This is a genomic window from Micromonospora sp. CB01531 (genome assembly GCF_001905095.1).
Lineage (GTDB): Bacteria > Actinomycetota > Actinomycetes > Mycobacteriales > Micromonosporaceae > Micromonospora.
In genome coordinates, this window is the sequence record NZ_LWLS01000061.1 from 176,020 (window position 1) to 194,456 (window position 18,437).

The 18,437-nt window shown below is 74.7% G+C and carries 11 protein-coding genes and 2 pseudogenes; 3 read left to right on the forward strand and 10 right to left on the reverse strand.

Annotated elements, in window-relative coordinates; all coding sequences use genetic code 11:
- Positions 1-12 precede the first annotated feature (12 nt).
- The 7 genes and pseudogenes from A6A27_RS12585 to A6A27_RS12615 all read right to left on the reverse strand — a co-directional run.
- Entirely contained in the window at positions 13-204 is a 192-nt protein-coding gene (locus tag A6A27_RS12585; protein WP_073834767.1) for a hypothetical protein, read from the reverse strand.
- 198 nt (positions 205-402) lie between these two features.
- Entirely contained in the window at positions 403-1,710 is a 1,308-nt protein-coding gene (locus A6A27_RS12590) for a DEAD/DEAH box helicase (protein ID WP_073834768.1), read from the reverse strand.
- A gap of 217 nt (positions 1,711-1,927) precedes the next feature.
- On the reverse strand, positions 1,928-2,131 hold the full coding sequence (cspE, locus tag A6A27_RS12595) for a transcription antiterminator/RNA stability regulator CspE (protein WP_007464836.1): 204 nt from the start codon (positions 2,129-2,131) through the stop codon (positions 1,928-1,930).
- Between the two features lie 206 nt (positions 2,132-2,337).
- Positions 2,338-5,826: an ATP-dependent helicase gene (locus A6A27_RS12600; RefSeq protein ID WP_073834769.1), complete on the reverse strand. Its 3,489-nt coding sequence runs from the start codon at positions 5,824-5,826 to the stop codon at positions 2,338-2,340.
- Positions 5,827-5,842: 16 nt separating this feature from the next.
- The gene (locus tag A6A27_RS12605; protein WP_073834770.1) at positions 5,843-9,418 is read right to left on the reverse strand and encodes an ATP-dependent helicase; all 3,576 of its coding nucleotides are present in this window, start codon (positions 9,416-9,418) and stop codon (positions 5,843-5,845) included.
- Positions 9,419-9,583: 165 nt separating this feature from the next.
- Positions 9,584-10,129, reverse strand: coding sequence for a TIGR00730 family Rossman fold protein (locus tag A6A27_RS12610; protein ID WP_073834771.1), 546 nt, complete (start codon positions 10,127-10,129; stop codon positions 9,584-9,586).
- Between the two features lie 134 nt (positions 10,130-10,263).
- Positions 10,264-11,097: pseudogene (locus A6A27_RS12615) on the reverse strand (TIGR00730 family Rossman fold protein); the annotation flags it as partial.
- A gap of 156 nt (positions 11,098-11,253) precedes the next feature.
- Between A6A27_RS12615 and A6A27_RS44970 the strand changes: the two are divergent.
- Positions 11,254-11,415: a hypothetical protein gene (locus A6A27_RS44970; RefSeq protein WP_198940282.1), complete on the forward strand. Its 162-nt coding sequence runs from the start codon at positions 11,254-11,256 to the stop codon at positions 11,413-11,415.
- A 67-nt stretch (positions 11,416-11,482) separates the two neighbouring features.
- On the opposite strand, the gene dapE is transcribed toward A6A27_RS44970, so the two are convergent.
- The gene (dapE, locus tag A6A27_RS12620; RefSeq protein WP_073834954.1) at positions 11,483-12,553 is read right to left on the reverse strand and encodes a succinyl-diaminopimelate desuccinylase; all 1,071 of its coding nucleotides are present in this window, start codon (positions 12,551-12,553) and stop codon (positions 11,483-11,485) included.
- An 82-nt stretch (positions 12,554-12,635) separates the two neighbouring features.
- On the opposite strand from dapE, the gene dapD reads away from it, so the two are divergent.
- Positions 12,636-13,643, forward strand: coding sequence for a 2,3,4,5-tetrahydropyridine-2,6-dicarboxylate N-succinyltransferase (gene dapD / locus A6A27_RS12625; RefSeq protein ID WP_443189969.1), 1,008 nt, complete (start codon positions 12,636-12,638; stop codon positions 13,641-13,643).
- Between the two features lie 80 nt (positions 13,644-13,723).
- Here the strand turns inward: dapD and A6A27_RS12630 are convergent.
- Positions 13,724-17,097, reverse strand: a pseudogene (locus tag A6A27_RS12630) (S8 family serine peptidase).
- A gap of 113 nt (positions 17,098-17,210) precedes the next feature.
- On the opposite strand from A6A27_RS12630, the gene A6A27_RS12635 reads away from it, so the two are divergent.
- Positions 17,211-17,768, forward strand: coding sequence for a sugar O-acetyltransferase (locus A6A27_RS12635; RefSeq protein WP_073834773.1), 558 nt, complete (start codon positions 17,211-17,213; stop codon positions 17,766-17,768).
- A 12-nt stretch (positions 17,769-17,780) separates the two neighbouring features.
- On the opposite strand, the gene A6A27_RS12640 is transcribed toward A6A27_RS12635, so the two are convergent.
- The gene (locus tag A6A27_RS12640; protein WP_073834774.1) at positions 17,781-18,434 is read right to left on the reverse strand and encodes a nucleoside/nucleotide kinase family protein; all 654 of its coding nucleotides are present in this window, start codon (positions 18,432-18,434) and stop codon (positions 17,781-17,783) included.
- Positions 18,435-18,437 lie beyond the last annotated feature (3 nt).

Here is an 18,437-nt window from a genome sequence, read left to right on the forward strand (position 1 = left end):
ACCCTTCCGGGGTCAGCTCGCGACGGGATCGGTGTCCCACCCAGCCGGGCTGTGCAACTCGACCAGCCCGGCGCGGGCGGATCCGTCCGACGTCGGGTGCCAGGGACCGAACGCCACCGCCATGGCGAGCAGCAGCCCCGCCCCCGCGACCGCGAGGACCAGCAGCAGCTCGCGCACCTCCGCCGAGCCGGCGTCGCTCGCCATGGTCCCCCCTCCGCGCTCGGCCGGTTCGCCCAGCCGCATTCCCCGAGAGGCGAGTATCGCGGGAACGACGGCTGCACGCAGTCGCCCATCGGACGCAACCACCGCTGATCCCCGACCCAGGGGCGGGCCGTCACCCCGGTGTCTCGACCGCACCGTGGCGGCCTCGGGGGGCACTTTCCGCCGTGGCCTGCTGAGTGATCAGGCGGATCGGGGACGACGCGGACGGCGCGAGCGGCTGGCGGTGCGGTGCGGGGAGCGGGTGCCGTCGGCCCCGCCCGCCCTATGCGGCCGCGAGGTGGGAGCCGGCTGCGGGGCGGTGATCGTCACCGGCACGCCGGACGGCTCGCGGGCACCGGTCACCTCGGCGAGGGCCTCGCCGCCGGGGTGAACCTGCCTCGACTGCGGCCTGATGCCAGCCGCGCTCATCAAGCGGGCCACGTCCCGGCGTTGCTCGGGCAGGACCAGGGTGACCACCGTGCCGGACTCCCCCGCTCGAGCGGTACGCCCACCCCGGTGCAGGTAGTCCTTCGCCTCCGTCGGGGGATCCACGTTGACGACCATGTCGAGCCCGTCGACGTGGATGCCGCGGGCCGCCACATCGGTCGCCACCAGCGCGGTCACCTGACCGGTACGGAACTGCTCGAGGATCCGGGTGCGCTGCGGCTGCGACTTGCCGCCGTGCAGCGCGGCGGCGCGTACCCCCTTGGCCAGCAACTGGCGGGCGAGCCGATCGGCGCGGTGCTTGGTTCCCATGAACAGGATGGTGCGGCCCTCGCGGGCGGCGATCTGGGCCAGCGCGGCCGGCTTGTCGACGGCGTCGACGTGCAGCACGTGGTGCGTCATCCCGGTCACCGTGGCGGTGCCAGGGTCGACCGAATGCGACACCGGGTTGGTCAGGAATCGGCGGACCAGCTTGTCGACACCGCCGTCCAGGGTGGCGGAGAAGAGCATCCGCTGGCCGTCCGGTGCGACCTGCTCCAGCAGCTTGACAACCTGCGGCAGGAAGCCCATGTCGGCCATCTGGTCGGCCTCGTCGAGCACGGTGATCGCGACCTGGTCGAGCCGGGCGTCACCCCGGTTGATCAGGTCGTGCAGCCGGCCCGGGGTGGCCACGACCACCTCGGCACCAGCGCGCAGCGCGTCCGCCTGACGCTGCATGGAGAGGCCACCGACCACGGTGGCGCAGCGCAGCCCGACGGCGCGGGCGTACGGGGCGAGTGCCGTGTTGACCTGCTGGGCGAGCTCACGGGTCGGCACCAGCACCAGGGCGAGTGGACGGCCCGGGCGGGCCCGACGACCGGCGGTGCGGGAGAGCAGCGGAAGCCCGAAGGCGAGCGTCTTGCCGGAGCCGGTACGGCCCCGGCCGAGCACGTCCCGGCCGGCGAGCGAGTCCGGCAACGTCGCCGACTGGATCGGGAACGGCTCGGTGATGCCCTGGGCGGAGAGTTCGGCGAGCAGCGCCGGAGCCAGCCCGGTATGGGCGAACGACGGAATGACGGTGGTCATGCGAAGACCTTCCTCGACGCGGCACGTGTCGAGGGAGGGCGCCGGGAAACGGCGCTGTCCGGGCGGACTCGTCCGCCGGGACTCACAAGCACGAACCGAAGGGGTGCGGACCGGTCCGCCGCAGCGCGCCGCGCCCGCGGTACGGGTGGGCGGCGCGGCGGACCGGTCGGTCACCACACCCGGAGGGCGTGGTGGGTGTTACTGGTCGATCCGAAGATCAGAGCGGGCGGATGTTCTCCGCCTGCGGGCCCTTCTGGCCCTGGGTCACCTCGAACTCGACCCGCTGGTTCTCGTCCAGGCTCCGGTAGCCGGAGGACTGGATCGCCGAGAAGTGGGCGAAGACGTCGGCGCCGCCGCCGTCCGGGGTGATGAAGCCGAAGCCCTTGTCAGCGTTGAACCACTTGACGGTGCCAATAGCCATTTGTTTCGTCTCCTTGACGGAACGTTCGAACCCGCACCTGTTGCGGGCCGAAAGAGGAGCGCCCCACGCGTCGGATGCGTGGACCGCCTGTCGCTTCTGGTCGCCCCGCCCGGAGAACTCCGGACACAACAAAGAGCGCCTGGGGCCACAATCCGCCAGGCGCACACAGAGTCTCTGGAAACCAAAACTGCAACGCGCCTAACCTATCACGGATTGGGCAACGCCGGGACGTCCGGAGAAATTTCCGGCACCCCGGCGACCAGCGCGGTCAGCCCGGCGGCGTCGAGCAGGTCGGCGGGGCGGACGGTGACCCCGTCCCGGACGTAGTGGAAGGCGGCGCCCACCCGCTCGACCGGTACGCCGGCCAGCTCGGCCCAGGCCAACCGGTAGACGGCCAGCTGCACCGCGGCCGCGTCGGCCTCCCGCCCGCCGGGCTGCCGGCCGGTCTTCCAGTCGACCACGTCGTACCGGCCGCCGGGGCGGGCGAAGACGGCGTCCATCCGCCCCCGGACCACCACCCCCGCGATCACCGTGGCGAACGGCACCTCCACCTCCACCGGCACCCGGTCGGCCCACTCGCTGGCCAGGAAACGCTCCTGCAGCTCGGTGAGCGCCTCGTCCGGGGCGGCGTCGTCGTCCGCCGCGCCGGGTAACTCGTCCACGTCGAGCAGTCGATCGGCGCCGAAGCGCTGTTCCAGCCAGGCGTGGAACGCGGTGCCGCGCCGGGCGTACGGGTTGGGCTCGGCGGGCATCGGTCGGCGCAGCGCCCGGGCCAGGGCCTCCGGGTCGCGCCGCAGCGCCACCAGCTGGGTCACCGACAGATGGCCGGGCAGTTCCACCTCGACCGCCTCGGCGCGGCGGGCCAGCTCGGCCCGCTCGGCGAGGAGCAGGTCGGCCTCCCGCCGCCAGCGGACCACCTCGGGGTCCCCGGCGGACGGCTCGCCGGCTCCCCGGGCCGGCTGCTCGGCCACGTCGGCAACCGGGGCGGGCCCCGGCGGCACCGCGGCCTCGCGGCGGGCCGGGGTGGGCCCTGGCGACAGCGCGGCCTCGCGGCGGGCCGCCTCGGGATCGGCGAGGTAGCGACGGACCAGCACGGCGGCCTCGGCCAGCGCCGGGCGGCGGGCACCGAGCGGGTCGGCCGGCCACTCGGCCCGGAGCACCGTCTCGGTGGTGGGGTTCACCGCGTCGCCGGCCGGCTCGGGCGCCCACTCGTCGACCAGGTGCCCGTCCGCGCCGGCCAGGCCGGCGTCGTGCACCTCGCGCAGGAACACCGAGGGACCGCGGAACTTCTTCGTGCCCTCCCCCCACCAGTAGCCGGAGCAGAGCAGCAGCCGCCGAGGCCGGGTCACCGCCACGTACGCCAGCCGGCGCTCCTCCCGCTCGTCGTGCGCCCGCCAGGCGTCGGTGAAGTCCTCCAGCGCCCGGGCCACCCCCCGCTGGTCCTCCGCCCCGGCCAGGCCCAGCTCGGGCAGCCCGTCGGCGTCGCCGCGCAGCGGGAACGGCAGCACGCCCAGCCCGCCCAGCCAGTGGTCGGAGTTGCGGACCGGCCCCGGCCAGACCCCCCGGGTCAGCCCGGCCACCGCCACCACGTCCCACTCCAGGCCCTTGGCGGCGTGCGCCGTGAGGATCTGCACCGCGCCCTCCACCACCTCGACCTCGCCGGGGGTGAGGCCGCGCTCCTCGTCCTCGGCCGCGGCCAGGTAGGCGAGGAAGCCGGCGAGGGTGGCGCCGGGCGTCTCGCCGGAGAACCGGGCCGCCACGTCACCGAGCGCGTCCAGGTGGCCACGGGCCAGTCCGGCGTCGCCGGTGCCGTCCCGGCCGGCCCGGACCGCCACCTCCACGTCCAGGCCGATGGTCCGCTCGATGTCCGCGATCAGCTCCGGCAGGGACTGGTCCAGCCGGTAGCGCAGCAGCGCCAGCTCCATCCCGTACGACCGCAGCCGGGCGTACCCCTCCGCCGAGTACGCTGGCGCGGGCCCGAGATCGGCGAGCGCCTCGACCAGTGTGGCCTCGTCCAGCGCGTCCACGGTGATCTCCGGCCCGTCCTCGCCGGCCAGCTCCCGGCGCGCCTTCGCGATGGCCTTCGCCCGCCGGTGCAGGGCGACCAGGTCACGCGGCCCGATCCGCCAGCGCGCCCCGGTGAGCAGCCGCAGCAGCGCCGCCCCGTCGGTCGGGTCGGCGAGCACCCGCAGCGTGCAGACCACGTCCCGGACCTCGGGGGTGTCCAGCAGGCCGCCGAGCCCGACCACCTCGACCGGCAGACCCCGGGCGCGCAGTGCCGACTCGATGGCGGGGATCTGGCTGCGCAGCCGGACCAGCACGGCGGTGGTGGGCCGCCGGGGCACCGGGATGTGCTCGGGCAGCGCGTCCGGCATCCCGGCCGCCCCGCGCCAGGCGGCGAGCACGCTGTCGGCGATCCACTCGGCCTCGTCGGCGTACGTCTCGAGGAGCGCGCAGTGCACGGTGCCGGCCGCCTGGCCGCGGGGGCTGCGGTGCGGGATCGGTTCGCGGACGCTGAACGCGGCGTGCAGCTCGGGCACCCGGGCGCCGGCCGCGCGCAGCGGCACCGACAGCGCGTTGGCCACGCCGAGGATCTCTGGCCGGTTGCGCCAGCTCGTGGTGAGGCTCAGCACCTGAGCCGGGGTGCCGTCGGTGCGGGCGAACTCGGTGGGGAACCGGTCCAGCGTGCCGGCGCTGGCGCCGCGCCAGCCGTAGATGGACTGGCAGGGGTCGCCGACCGCGGTGACCGGGTGGCCGCCGCCGAAGAGCGCGTTGAGCAGCACCACCTGGGCGTGGCTGGTGTCCTGGTACTCGTCGAGCAGCACCACCCGGAACCGGTCCCGCTCGATCACCCCGACGCCGGGGTGGTCCCGGGCCACCCGGGCGGCCCGGGCGAGCTGGTCGGCGAAGTCCATCGCCTCGAAGTCGTCCTTGCGCCGGGCGTACGCGCGGACCAGCGGCAGCAGCTTCAACCGGGTCCGCTGGAACTGCAACGCCTTCCGTACGTCGGCGTAGACCCGGCCGGGGCGGGACTGCACCTCGGCATAGAACCGGCCGGTCCAGGCGGCCAGCTCGTCCGGGTCGACGAGGTGCTCGTCCAGCTCCCCGGCCAGCGCCAGCACCGCGTCGGTGATGGTGCTGGGCATCCGGTCCACCTCGGACATGTCCCCGTCGTAGTTGCGCACCAGCAGGTCGACGAGCTGCCAGCGGGACGCCTCGGTGAGCAGCCGGGTGGTCGGCTCGTACCCGGCGCGCAGCCCGTGCTCGGTGACGATCCGCCCGGCGTACGAGTGGTAGGTGGAGACCGTCGGCTCGCCCGCGAGCAGGTCGTCGTGCGGGTCCCGGCCCCTCCGGCCGAGCCGGCGGATGAGCTGGTCGAGCCGGGTACGCACCCGGTGCGCCAGCTCGCCGGCGGCCTTGCGGGTGAAGGTGAGGCCGAGGATCTGCTCCGGTCGCACGTACTGGTTGGCGACCAGCCAGACCACCCGGGCGGCCATCGTCTCGGTCTTGCCCGAGCCGGCACCGGCGACCACGAGCAGCGGCTCGACCGGTGCGGCGATGATCGCCGCCTGCTCCCGGGTGGGCGCCGGCAGCCGCAACAACTTCGCCAGCTCGACCGGGGTATAGCGCGGGCCGGAGTCGACGGTCCGCGGCGCCGGGGTGGTGGCGGCGCCGAAGAGCGCGGGCTGGGTCACGGCATCGTCCTCGCGCTCACTCTTCCCGGGGCGCTGGGTCGGTCGGCGGTTCCACTACCTGGCGCCCCTGGCCGGACACCGGGCAGCTCGTCCGGACCGGGCAGACCCGGCACTTCGAGTTGGCGACCGCGGCGAAGGTGGCCGCGGCCATGGTATCCGCGGTACGCCGGACCAGCGCCGTCGCCCAGCCGGCCGCCGGTCCCTCCCCGGCCGCGGCCTGGGTCTGCTCCTTGGCGTCCTTGGCCGACGTGCCGAGCTGCACGAGTGCGGCGCCCCCGGACTCGGCGCCGAACTCACCGAAGCCCCCCGCCTCGACCGCTGCCTGGTACGCCCCGAGCTGCGGGTGCTCGGCCACCTCCCGCTCGGTGACGGCGGTCGACTTGCCGGTCTTCAGGTCGATCACCACGAGCCGCCCCTCGGCGTCGACCTCCAGCCGGTCCACCCGGCCGGCCAGCTCGACGGGCCGGTGCGGGTCGTCGAGGCGTACCGCGAACTCGTGCTCGATGGCGAGCAGCCGGCGCGGGTTGCCGGCCAGCCAGCGGAGCAGTTTGTCCACCATGGCCTCGGCGCGGGCGCGTTCCGGGCCGACCATCCAGCGGGCGGCCAGCTCGATCGCGTCGAACCGGGCGGCCACGTACTCCAGCAGGGTGGTCCGGTCGACGCTGGCGTCCTCGGCCAGCATCGCGGCGGCGTGCACCAGGTTGCCGACACCCTGCGCGGCGCTGGCCGGGGCGCTGCCGCCGTGCCGTTCGAGCAGCCAGCGCAGGCTGCACCGGAGCGCGCTCTCCATCGCCGACGGGGTGACCCGGACCGGCTCGCCCTCGTCGACCAGCGGCCGGTCGTCCGAGAGGCCGCGCAGCCCCCACCAGTCGTCGGGGTGGGCGCCGGGCACCCCGGCGGCGGCCATCCGGGCCAGTTCGGCCGCCGCCGCGTGCCGCCGGGTGGGCGGCGCCGCCGGGTCGGTGACCGCGGTACGCAGCTCCGCCACCAGCGCGGACAGGGTGAGCCCGCGCGGCGGCAGGGTGACCGGCAGGGCCGCCGGCGGCGCCTCCTGCGGGTCCTCGTCGACGGTCGGCACCGGCCCGTCGTCGGGTGGTGCGGTGCCGGGACCGGCCGGCTTCGGCGCCGGGTCGGGGCCGGCGGGGGCCGTGCCGCCACCGGTCGCCGGCGGCTCGGTGGCACCCAGCTCGTGCAGGAAGCGGCTGGGCTGCTCCTCGTGGTCGTCGCCGCCCACCGCCGCGGACGCGACCGCGGTGACCAGCAGTCGACGCCGGGCCCGGCTGACCGCGACGTGGAACAGCCGCCGCTCCTCGTCGAGCAGTGCCGAGGTCTGCCCGACCATGCTGGCCCGGACCCCGGTGTCGTCGGCCCGGCCGGCGAGCACGTCGACCAGCCGTTCCGAGCCGAGCAGGCTGCCCCGCAGCCGCAGGTCCGGCCAGACGCCCTCCTGCACCCCGGCGATCGCGACCAGGTCCCACTCCAGGCCCTTGGCGGCGTGCGCGGTGAGCAGGCGTACCGCCTCGCCCCGGTCGGCGCTGGCGGCCAGGGTGTCGGCCGGCAGGTCCTGCCCGAGCACGTGGTCGAGGAAGACCTCGGTACGCGCACCGGGCAGCCGGTCGGTGAACCGGGCCGCCGCGTCGAAGAGCACCAGCACCGCGTCGAGATCCCGGTCGGCGGCCTCCGCCCGCCAGCGCTGCGCGGTCTCGTGCTCGCCGGTGGCCGCCCGGCCCCGGGTGATCGCGCCGGCCCAGCGCTCGGCCAGCCCGCTCTCCCGCCACACCGCCCAGAGCACGTCCTCTGCCGTGGCCCCGGGCGTGGCCGCGGCCTGCCGGGCGGTCGCCAGCAGGCGCGCCACCGCCTGGGCGGGCGCCGCCCAGCGCCGCTCGATGGTGGCCAGCTCGGCCGGGTCGCCCAGCGCCTCGACGATCAGCTCGCCGGACGGGCGGCGGTCGCCGGCAGCCAGCGCGAGCGCGCGCAGCCCCTGGCGCAGCCGCCGCTCGGCGAGCGGGTCGGCGCCACCGAGCGGCGAGTGCAGCAGGGCGATCGCGGCCTCCTCGTCCAGCCGGTCTGGCTCAAGGGCGCAGCGGAGCAGGAGCAGCAGCGGGGCCACCCCGGGCTGGAGGTGCAGCGGCAGGTCCTCGCCGTGCACCACGGTCGGCACGCCGGCGGTGTGCAGGGCGCGTTGCAGCGACGGCAACTGCCGGCCGGTGGAGCGGACCAGCACCGCCATCCGGGACCAGGGCACCCCGTCGAGCAGGTGCGCCTCGCGCAGGGCGTGGGCCAGCCAGGCGGACTCGCTGGTCGCCGAGCGGAAGGTGCGTACCTCGACCGTGCCGGGCGGCGCGTCGGGCAGCGGACGCAGCCGCCGGTGCCCCGCCGGGCCGCGCAGCCGGCGGGCCAGCCGGGCGGTCGCGGCCAGCAGCTCCGGACCGGCCCGGTAGGACGTGGTCAGCGTGACCTGCGCGGCCGGCGCCCCGGAGGCGGTGCGGAACCGGTGCGGGAAGGTGGTCACGCCGGCCGGGTCGGCGCCCCGGAAGGCGTACGTGGAGGAGTCCGGGTCGGCGAAGGCGACCAGGGACCTGCCCCCGCCGGCGAGGACGGCGAGCAGCTCGAGCTGGGCGGGGTCGGTGTCGGCGAGCTCGTCAACGTAGATGTGGGCCAACCGGCGGCGCTCGGCCGCCAGCAGCTCCGGGTCGTCGCGCAGCATCCCGGTGGCGGCCCGGACCAGCTCCGCCGGGTCGTACGCGATCGAACCCCGGTTGCTCACGTCGCGCAGGGCGAGCACAGCCACGTACTCCCGGAGGAAGCGGGCGGCGGCCGGCCAGTCGGCGCGGCCCAGCTTCTCCCCCAGGCGGGCCAGCTCGACCGGGCCGACGCCCCGCTCGGCGGCGCGCATCAGCAGGTCGCGGAGCTGCTGCGCGAACGCCCGGGTCCGCAGCGCGGGGCGCAGGTCCGCCGGCCAGCCGACGGGGTCGTCCGCGGGCTCCTCGCCGACCACGTCGAGCAGCTCGCGGATGATCAGATCCTGCTCGGGACCGGTGAGCAGCCGGGGCGACGGCTCGCCCCGCTCGGCGGCGGCCCGGCGGAGCAGGCCGAACCCGAACGCCGGGAAGGTGCGGACCAGCGGCTCGCGGACCACCCGGGCGGGCCGGGTCGCGGTGCTGCTCGCCGCGGGCGGACTGCTGGCCGCGCGCCCGCTCTGGTGAGGCTGGCCCGCGCCGGCGATCCGCGCCTCGATGCGGTGGCGCAGGTCGGTGGCGCCCCGCCGGCTGAAGGTGAGCACCAGGATGCGCTCGGGGTCGACGCCCTCCGCCACCCGCGCGGCGACCGCCTCGATGAGCGTGTCGGTCTTGCCGGTGCCCGGGCCGCCGACCACCAGCATCGGCCCGTCGGTGTGCGCGACCACCTCGGCCTGTGCCGGGTCGGACCGGCGCGGCGGCGGGTAGGCGGCATCGTCCGCCGACCCCCCGGATCGCGGCTCCGCCAAGGTCGCCCCAACACCGGGCCGACCGACCCCCTGCCCCGCCCCGCCGGCACGGCCGACCCCCGTCGCCGCCCCGCCAGGCCGGCGCACCAACCGGTACGCCTGCACCGCCTCATCCCACCACGCCGGTACGACACCCCACCGCCCCCACCCGCCCCTTCTGCTTGATCATGAGGTTGGCGGCACCCGCGGAGATCAACTTCACGGTCAACCTCATGATCAACGGGCCTGGAGCGGGCGCGGGGCCGGGTGGAGGTGGGGGTGGGGGGCGGGTCAGGTGAGGTGGGTGTCGAGGAGGTCCAGGGCGGCGGGGACGGTGTCGGCGACCAGGAGGAGGTCGAGGCCCGCCGGCTTGAGGAAGTGGTGGTCGGCGAGGGTGCGCAGCCAGTCGAGCAGCGGTCGGTAGAAGCCGTCCGCGTCCACCAGCACCATCGGCTTGGCGTGCAGGGCGAGGGTGGCCGTGGTCCACACCTCGAACAGTTCGTCGAGGGTGCCGAGCCCGCCGGGCAGGGTGATGAAGGCGTCCGACTTGTCGATCATCAGGTTCTTTCGGCTGGCCATCCCGTCGGTGACCAGCAGCTCGTCGGCGGCCAGGTCGGCGACCTCCAGGTCGACCAGGGCCTGCGGGATCACCCCGAGGGTGTAGCCGCCGGCGGCCCGCGCGCCGTCCGCCACCGCGCCCATCATGCCGACGCAGCCGCCGCCGCTGACCAGGGTGTGCCCGCGCCGGGCCAGCTCCGCGCCGGTCTCGGCCGCCAGGTCAAGCCAGCGCTGGTCGAGGGTACGGGAGGACGCGCAGAACACGCAGATCGCGGCCACGGTCAGCCCCGCCCCGCCGGCCGGTCCCCGGGCTGGTCCCCGGCCGGGCCCTCGGGCGCGGGCTCGGGTGAGAGCCCCGCCGACGGCCCGGCAGCAGACCTGGCCGGATCCTCAGACGCGGGCTCGGGCGCGGCCTCGGCGGCGGCCTGCTGGTCGGCGGCGACCCGGGCGACCGCCTCCTCGCGGATCGCCTCCTGCTCGGCGGAGAGCACCGCCTCGGCCTCCACGATGTGCCGGACCGCCTCCTCGACGTCGTCGGTGAGGCAGATCAGCTCCAGGTCGGTCGGGCCGATCTTGCCCTCGCCGGCCATGCTGTCCCGCAGCCAGTCGATCAGGCCCCGCCAGTAGTCGATGCCCATCAGCACCACGGGGAAGCGGGTGACCTTGCCGGTCTGCACCAGGGTGAGTGCCTCGAACAGCTCGTCCATGGTGCCGAAGCCGCCGGGCAGCACCACGAACGCCTGGGCGTACTTGACGAACATGGTCTTGCGGGCGAAGAAGTAGCGGAAGTCGATGGCCAGGTCGACCCACTCGTTGATGCCCTGCTCGAACGGCAGCTCGATGCCGAGCCCGACGGAGAGCCCACCCGCCTCGCTGGCCCCCCGGTTGGCCGCCTCCATCACGCCCGGGCCGCCGCCGGTGATCACCGCGTAGCCGGCGCGGGCCAGGGCGGCGCCCAACTCCTCGGCGAGCCGGCACTCGGGGCTATCCGGCTTGGCGCGGGCCGAGCCGAAGACACTGACCGCCGGCGGCAGATCGGCGAGGGTGTCGAAGCCCTCGACAAATTCGGAGAGGATCCGCAGCGCCCGCCAGGCGTCCCTGGTCTTCCAGTCTCCCCGGCCCCGGGAGTCCAGCAGCCGCTGGTCGGCTGTGCTGGTCGGGATGGCCCGGTTGCGCAGCGTGACGGCACCACGGTGCCGTTCTCCCCTCGGCCCGCGGCCGGGTTGCCGCCCGTTGCTCTGGCTCATGGAGCCACCGTAGTGGAGCCACCGCAGTGTGGTGCGGAGCCGGGCGAGCCGGAGAAATTCTTGGCGATCTTGGGCAACTAATTCGCTCGCTCGTACGTCTTACTATTCACATACGGGGTATGCCCCGGGCGCGACCTTCGGGGGAGGGAGCCAGCGTTGATCAGCAACACCGAGATGATCCGGATCCGCCGGCAGATGCAGCGGCGGATCCGCGACGTGGTGGCCGAGCGCCGCCGCGCCCGCATGATGGAAGGCCACCACGCCGACCTCACCGGTGAGACCACCGAGCCGGACGCGTCGCTGACGACGGCCGGCTGACCGTCCGCCGGAACGACCCCGGGGGGTCCGCGTCACCGACGCGGACCCCCCGATCGCGTACCCGGGGTCAGGCGGCGAGCCAGCGGTGCAGCGTGGCGGCGCCGTCTCTGATCTTGGTCAGCTCGACGTGCTCGTCGGGGTGGTGGGCCAGGTTCGGGTCACCGGGACCGAAGTTCAGCGCCGGGATGCCCATGGCCGCGAACCGGGCCACGTCGGTCCAGCCGAGCTTGCCGATCGGGGCGGCGCCCACCGCGGCGAGGAACTCCTGCGCGGGGGCGGCCGTCAGGCCGGGCGGCGCACCCGCCGCCGCGTCGGTGATCGCCAGCTCGAAGCCGGCGAAGACCTCGCGCAGATGCGCCTCGGCCTGCTCGGGCGTCCGGTCCGGGGCGAAGCGGTAGTTGACCTCGACCTCGCACCGGTCCGGCACCACGTTGCCGGCCACTCCGCCGTGGATGCGGACCGCGTTCATGCCCTCCCGGTAGTCGCAGCCGTCGATGGTGACCCGCCGCGCCTCGTAGGCCGCCAGGCGCCGCAGCACCTCGCCGGCCGCGTGGATGGCGTTCACCCCGTGCCAGGAGCGCGCCGAGTGGGCGCGTACGCCGGTGGTCGACACGATCGCCCGCATGGTGCCCTGGCAGCCGGCCTCGACGATCCCGTACGTCGGTTCCAGCAGCACCGCGAAGTCGGCCTGGAGCCACTCGGGGTGGGCCTGGGAGACGAGGGTGAGGCCGTTGTACTTCGACTCGATCTCCTCGGCCTCGTAGAAGAAGTAGGTGACGTCGTAGCGCGGGTCGGGCAGGGTCACCGCCAGGTGCAGCGCGAAGGCCACCCCGGACTTCATGTCGGAGGTGCCGCAGCCGTACATCAGGTCGCCGCGCATGGTGGACGGGAAGTTGTTGTTGAGCGGGACGGTGTCCAGGTGGCCCGCGAGCACCACCCGCTGCGCCCGGCCCAGGTCGGTGCGCGCCATCACCGTGTTGCCGTGCCGGAACGTGGTCAGGTGCGGTACACCCCGCAGCACATCCTCGACGCAGTCGGCAATGGCCTTCTCGTTGAGGGAGACGGACTCTATGTCGACCAGGGCGCGGGTCAGCGCCACCGGATCAGCCAAGACCTCGGGGGTCAGCGGGTTCTGCATGGTTGGCACGGTACCGTCATCTGCGGTGAGCACGAGGAGCGAGCGTTCCTGGGCGGCTCGCGTGGGACGCGGTCGCGCGGGAATGGGAGACGAGCTTGCGAGCCCCCAGCCGCGAACGAAAGGTGCAACTGTGACGTCCTCAGAACCAGCCTGGGGCATCGGACTGGCCACCGTCACCGCTGACGACCAGGTGCTCGACACCTGGTACCCGACCGGCAAGCTGGGACTCGGCGAGCTGCCGCTGGTCCCCGGGGAGGACCAGGCCGACGTGCTCGACCTGCCGCCCGGCGCGGTCGGCGCGCGGGCGCTGCCCGGCCTGCGTACGGTCGAGGTGGTCACCGTGATCGGCTCGCTGGACGATCCGATCAAGGACGCGGCCGACGCGTACCTCCGGTTGCACCTGCTCTCCCACCGGTTGGTGCGGCCCAACGAGCTCAACCTCGACGGCATCTTCGGCAAGCTGGCCAACGTGGCCTGGACCTCGGCCGGGCCGTGCCCACCCGAGCGGGTGGACGAGCTGCGCGTCATCGAGCGGGCCGCCGGCCGCCACCTCGCCGTCTACGGCGTGGACAAGTTCCCCCGGATGACCGACTACGTGGTCCCCTCCGGCGTGCGGATCGCCGACGCGGACCGGGTCCGGCTCGGCGCGTACCTGGCCTCCGGCACCACCGTCATGCACGAGGGCTTCGTCAACTTCAACGCCGGCACCCTCGGCACCTCCATGGTCGAGGGGCGGATCGTGCAGGGCGTGCTGGTCGGCGACGGCTCCGACATCGGCGGTGGCGCCTCGATCATGGGCACCCTCTCCGGCGGCGGCACCGACAAGGTGCGGATCGGCGAGCGGAGCCTGATCGGCGCGAACGCCGGGGTGGGCATCTCGCTCGGCGACGACTGTGTGGTGGAGGCCGGCTGCTACATCACCGCCGCCTCGAAGATCACCCTGCCGGACGGCCGGGTGGTCAAGGCCCGCGAGCTCTCCGGGGTGGACGGGCTGCTCTTCTGGCGCAACTCGGTCACCGGAGCGCTGGAGACGAAGCCGCGTACCGGCCGGGGCATCGAGCTGAACGCGGCCCTGCACGCCAACGACTGACGCGGGACGGGCCGGGGCGGTGGCCGCCCCGGCCCGTCCGCCGTCGGGTCCGCGGCGGGGAGACCGCGGACCCGGACGACTCACCGCAGGCGGTACGCCTGGATGATCCGCTGGGACACGGTGTTGCCGGCGCTGTCCCGGGCGGTGGCGCGCAGCGAGACGTACCCCGGGCCGGCCGGGTGCCGGACGGTGGCCGCCCAGCCCGCGCCCGTCCGGTGCAGGTCCGCCTTCCGCCAGGTCTTGCCGCCGTCGTACGAGACGTCGACGGTGAGCGCCGCGACCGTGGCGGCCGGCGCCCCGGGCTGCCGTTCCACCGTCACCGGGATGGTGAAGGGCCGGCCGGCCGGTGCGCTCTGGTCGGTCGACAACGACGGCGCGAAGCGCACCGCCATGGCGGGCAGCCGGGCCCAGTCGTCACCCGGGACGTGCGTCGAGCGGAACGTCCAGGTGGCCGACGTCTCGGTGCTCAGGTCGGTGAAGCTCCGGGCGCCGGAGACCTCCAGCCGGTAGTCCGCCGCCCCCGGCGGGACGGCGAATTCCCCGTACCCGGCGTACGGCTGCTCCCCGACGAGCTTGCCGTTGCGGTACAGCGCGGTCTGCTCGGTGTCGTGCCGGGAACCACCGGGGTGACCGGCGGCGTCGCTGTGCACCGGCAGGTTGACGGCGATCGTGTCGCCGTTGCGCGTGATGCCCTGCGCCGGCCAGCGCGGCTGCGGGAAGGACGGACCGTACGGCGCGGAGCCCCACTCCTCACGGTAGGTCCGGCCGGCCCGGTATCGGGTGTCCACCGACTGCAGCACGGCCTGCACCTCCAGCCAACCGTCCTCGCCGCGGGCGCCGAAGTCCAGCTCGGAGCTCCACTGGGTCCGGGACGTGCTGTAGTGCTCGATCCGCCGGCCGGGCAGGGCGACCGGCACGACGATCGCCGAGCCGCCGATGTTGTAGTCCGACTCGGGGAAGACGATCCGCTCGTTCTCCAGCCCCGGGTAGCCGCCACGGAACTGGTGCACGGCCGTGGCCAGGTCGGCCGTCCGGTAGTGCCGGACGTACCCGGTCGGCCAGCGGCCGGGGAACAGCTCGTTGAGCGCGTAGAAGTACGGGCTGGTCTCCGGGGCCTGCGGCTCGGCCCACTGGCTGGCCAGGGCACCCACGAACTGCGTGTCGGGAACGTCGCGGCCGAGTTGGGCGGTGTACAGCCCGTCGAAGCTGAACGTCCAGAGCCCGAACCCGAAGTAGTAGTCCCCGACGCCCCAGTTCGCGGAGAGGTCGATCAGCAGGGGGGCCGCCCCGCGCTGCGGCACGCTGGTCCGGACCGGCTTCGCCTGCCGGGCGTCGATGGTGAGCCGCAGGTCGCGGTCCACCACCAGCTCGGGCTGGACCAGCATGGACACCTCGGACCAGCCCTCGTCGCCGGGGACGTAGAGCAGGCTGCTCATGCCGTAGCGACCCTTGGGGACGCGGACCCGCGCCTCACCGTCCGGGTCGTACACGTCCCGGTACGCCGAGCCGTCCAGGCCGATCAGGCTGGTGAAGTAGTCCCCGGTGGACGCGCCGGCCCGGTCGCGGTGGACGACCGTCAGGTCGTAGCTCTCCACCTCCCGGTCGACGGCCAGCGGGGTGACCGCCACCGCCTCCCCGGCGCGGGCGACCAGCCGCCCGGTCCAGTAGCCGTCCACTCCGCCGAGCCGGGTGTCCGCGGTGACGGTGACCTGAGCGGTGCCGCCGGCCGGCACGGTGAGCCGGGACGCGCTAAGGGTGAACATTCCGGCCGGCGCGGGGTGCCCCTCCGGCCCGGTGACCTCGGCCTCGAGGTCGAGGGTGAGCGGTACGCTGCCGCCGTTCCGGTAGGTCACCGTCCGCGCGATCGGCTGGTCGTCGCCGTGCGGCCAGGCCGCCACCCCGAACGAGACGCTGACCGGGTCGCTGGTGACCTGCTGGGTGATCGCGTGGGCCACGTCGACCCGCCCGGCGCCCTGCTGGAACGCCGTCTGGTCCGGGTGCGGCTTCGCGGCGGCCATCAGGGTGGCCTTGTACTGCCCGGCCGTCCAGTCCGGGTGCTGCTGGGCCAGCAGCGCCACCGCGCCGACCACGTGCGGAGTGGCCATGGAGGTGCCGGAGAGGGTGACGTACTTCTCCCCCACCGGGTCGCCGATGACGCCATTGGCGGCCCGGGCGGCCACGATGTCGACGCCGGGGCGGTGATGTCCGGCTTGAGGCCGCCGTCGCCGACGCGTGGCCCGCGGCTGGAGAAGTCGGCCAGGGCGTCGTTCCGGTCGACCGCGCCGACGGCCAGCGCGGCGTCGGCGGTGGCCGGCGAGCCTACCGAGCCGTCGAAGCCGTCGTTGCCGGCCGCGACGACGAAGAGGGTGCCGGTCTGCGCGGTCAACGTCCCGACCGCCTGCTCCAGCGGGTCGACCTCGGGGGTGTCCCCGCCACTGAGGCTCATGTTGACCACGTCGGCGTGCTTCTCGGCCGCGGCCCACTGCATGCCGGCGAGGATCGCCGATTCGGTGCAGCCCTGGTTCTCGCAGACCTTGCCGGAGAGCAGGGTGGCGTCGGGGGCGACGCCCCGGTACCTGCCGCCGGAGGCGGCCCCGCTGCCGGCGATGATCGAGGCGACGTGGGTGCCGTGCCCGATCACGTCGTCCGCCTCGGTCGCCTCGCTGAAGTTGCGCGAGTCGGCGACCTTGCCGGCGAGGTCGGGGTGGCTGAGGTCGACGCCGGTGTCGAGCACCGCGACCGTGACGCCCTTGCCGGTCCAGCCGGCGGTCCAGGCGGCCGGAGTGCCGATCTGCGGCACGCTGTGGTCGAGGGTCACCCGCCGCCGGCCGTCCAGCCAGACCCGGTCGACGCCCTCCGCCGTGTCGACCCGGGCACCGGTCCGGCCGGCGGCGACCGCACCCCAGACCGCGCCGGCGTCGGCCTTCGTCGCGACCAGCGCCGCGCCGCCGATCGCCGGCAGCTCGTGGGTCACCCGGGCGCCCGCGACCGGGGTCGCCGCGCGTCGGGCCGCCCCGGGCCGGTACGACACCAGCAGCGGCAGCGTGTCCCGGTGGGCGTCGTCGTAGCCGGCCGCGATCAGCTCGGTGACGTCGAAGAGCCGCCGGTCGACCCGGCCGGCCCGGACCAGCGGCAGGGCGTCCTGCGGCAGCACGGAGAGGTGACCACGGTCCCGCCCGACCAGGAAGCCGATGCCGGCCCGGCCGGCGCCGGGGCGAACCGCGGCCTGTCCGGACGTGGTGACGGTGACCTGGTCGCCGGTGATCAGGGTGACGGTGACCGGCTTGCCGGCGGTCGTCGGGGCGGCGGCGCGGGCGCCCGCGGTGCCCGGGCCCGTCGCGGGAGCGGCGGACGCCGGCACGGGTACGCCGAGCGCGAGGCCCAGGGTGAGGCCGAGCCCGGCCAACTTTCTTCTGTTACGGCGCAACGTTCCTCCTTCGGGAAGCGTCGTCATCGATGAGAGACACATCGACGATCGCCAGAATTACATACCGCGTATGCAACCGAATGTCAGGAACCCGACTGTCGCCGCCCCGGACCGGGCACCCGACCGGGCATGATTTCGTCGTGACCACGATGAAGGAACGCATGCTCGCCGGCGAGCTGTACATCGCGGACGATCTCGAGATCGCCGCCGATCTGGACCGGGCCGCCCGGCTCACCGAACGGTTCAACACCAGCTCGGCCGACGAACCCGAGGGGCGGCTCGCCGCACTGCGCGAACTGCTCGGCACGGTGGGCGAGGGCGCCTGGGTCCGGCCACCGTTCTACTGCGACTACGGCTGGCAGACCCACCTCGGCCCGCGCACCTTCGTCAACTTCAACGCGGTCTTCCTCGACGTCGCCCGGATCACCATCGGCGCGGACGTCCAACTGGGACCGAACGTGCAACTGCTCACCGCCACCCACCCGGTCGAGCCGGAGCCCCGGCGGGCCAAGTGGGAGGCGGCGAAGCCCATCACGATCGGGGACAACGTCTGGCTCGGGGGCGGGGTCATCGTGCTGGCCGGAGTCACCATCGGGGAGAACACCGTGGTCGGCGCGGGTGCCGTGGTGACCCGGGACCTGCCCGCCAACGTGGTGGCCGTGGGTAACCCGGCGCGACCCGTCCGCACCCTCGGCTGAGCGGCGGGCCCGTCACCGCGGCGGCGGTTCGGCCAGCCGGACCACCAGATCGGCGTGCCCGGCGGTCGCGGCGACCAGGGCGGCGTTCAACTCGTCGCTGCCGAGCGCCCAGGCTCGCGCCTGCTCCGGGGTCTTCCCGTAGGCCTCGTGCCGGGCGGTCAGCCGGCGCACCCGCAGCTCGGCGTCCAGGTCGAGGAACCAGACGTCGTGCAGCAGGGTGCGTACCTCCTCCCACGGGTCGTCGCGGAGCAGCAGGTAGTTGCCCTCGGTCACCACCAGCCGGACCTCCGGCGGCACCTCGATCGACCCGGCGATCGGCTCCTCCAGGTCGCGCCGGAACGCCGGCGCCCAGACCGAGGTGGGCTCGATCCGGCGCAGTCGGCGCAGGGTGGTGACGAACCCGTTGACGTCGAACGTGTCCGGTGCCCCCTTGCGCCCGTCCCGGTCCAGCCGGACCAGCGCCGACTGCGCCAGGTGGAAGCCGTCCATCGGCACCAGCCGGGCGAGCGGCCCGACCTCGGCGACGATCCGCTCGGCCAGGGTGGACTTGCCCGCCCCGGGCGCACCGGCGATGCCGAGCAGCTGCCGCGGGCCGGCGTCGGCGAGGGCACGCGCCCGGGCCACCAGCTCCTCGACGGGGAGCACCTGCGCCGGAGCGTCCGCCATGCA

Bases quoted from the DNA above. Each gene is read 5' to 3' on its own strand.
- A6A27_RS12585 (WP_073834767.1), bottom strand. From the start codon at position 204: ATGGCGAGCGACGCCGGCTCGGCGGAGGTGCGCGAGCTGCTGCTGGTC.
- A6A27_RS12590 (WP_073834768.1), bottom strand. From the start codon at position 1,710: ATGACCACCGTCATTCCGTCGTTCGCCCATACCGGGCTGGCTCCGGCG.
- cspE (WP_007464836.1), bottom strand. From the start codon at position 2,131: ATGGCTATTGGCACCGTCAAGTGGTTCAACGCTGACAAGGGCTTCGGC.
- dapE (WP_073834954.1), bottom strand. From the start codon at position 12,553: ATGCAGAACCCGCTGACCCCCGAGGTCTTGGCTGATCCGGTGGCGCTG.
- dapD (WP_443189969.1), top strand. From the start codon at position 12,636: ATGGGAGACGAGCTTGCGAGCCCCCAGCCGCGAACGAAAGGTGCAACT.
- A6A27_RS12640 (WP_073834774.1), bottom strand. From the start codon at position 18,434: ATGGCGGACGCTCCGGCGCAGGTGCTCCCCGTCGAGGAGCTGGTGGCC.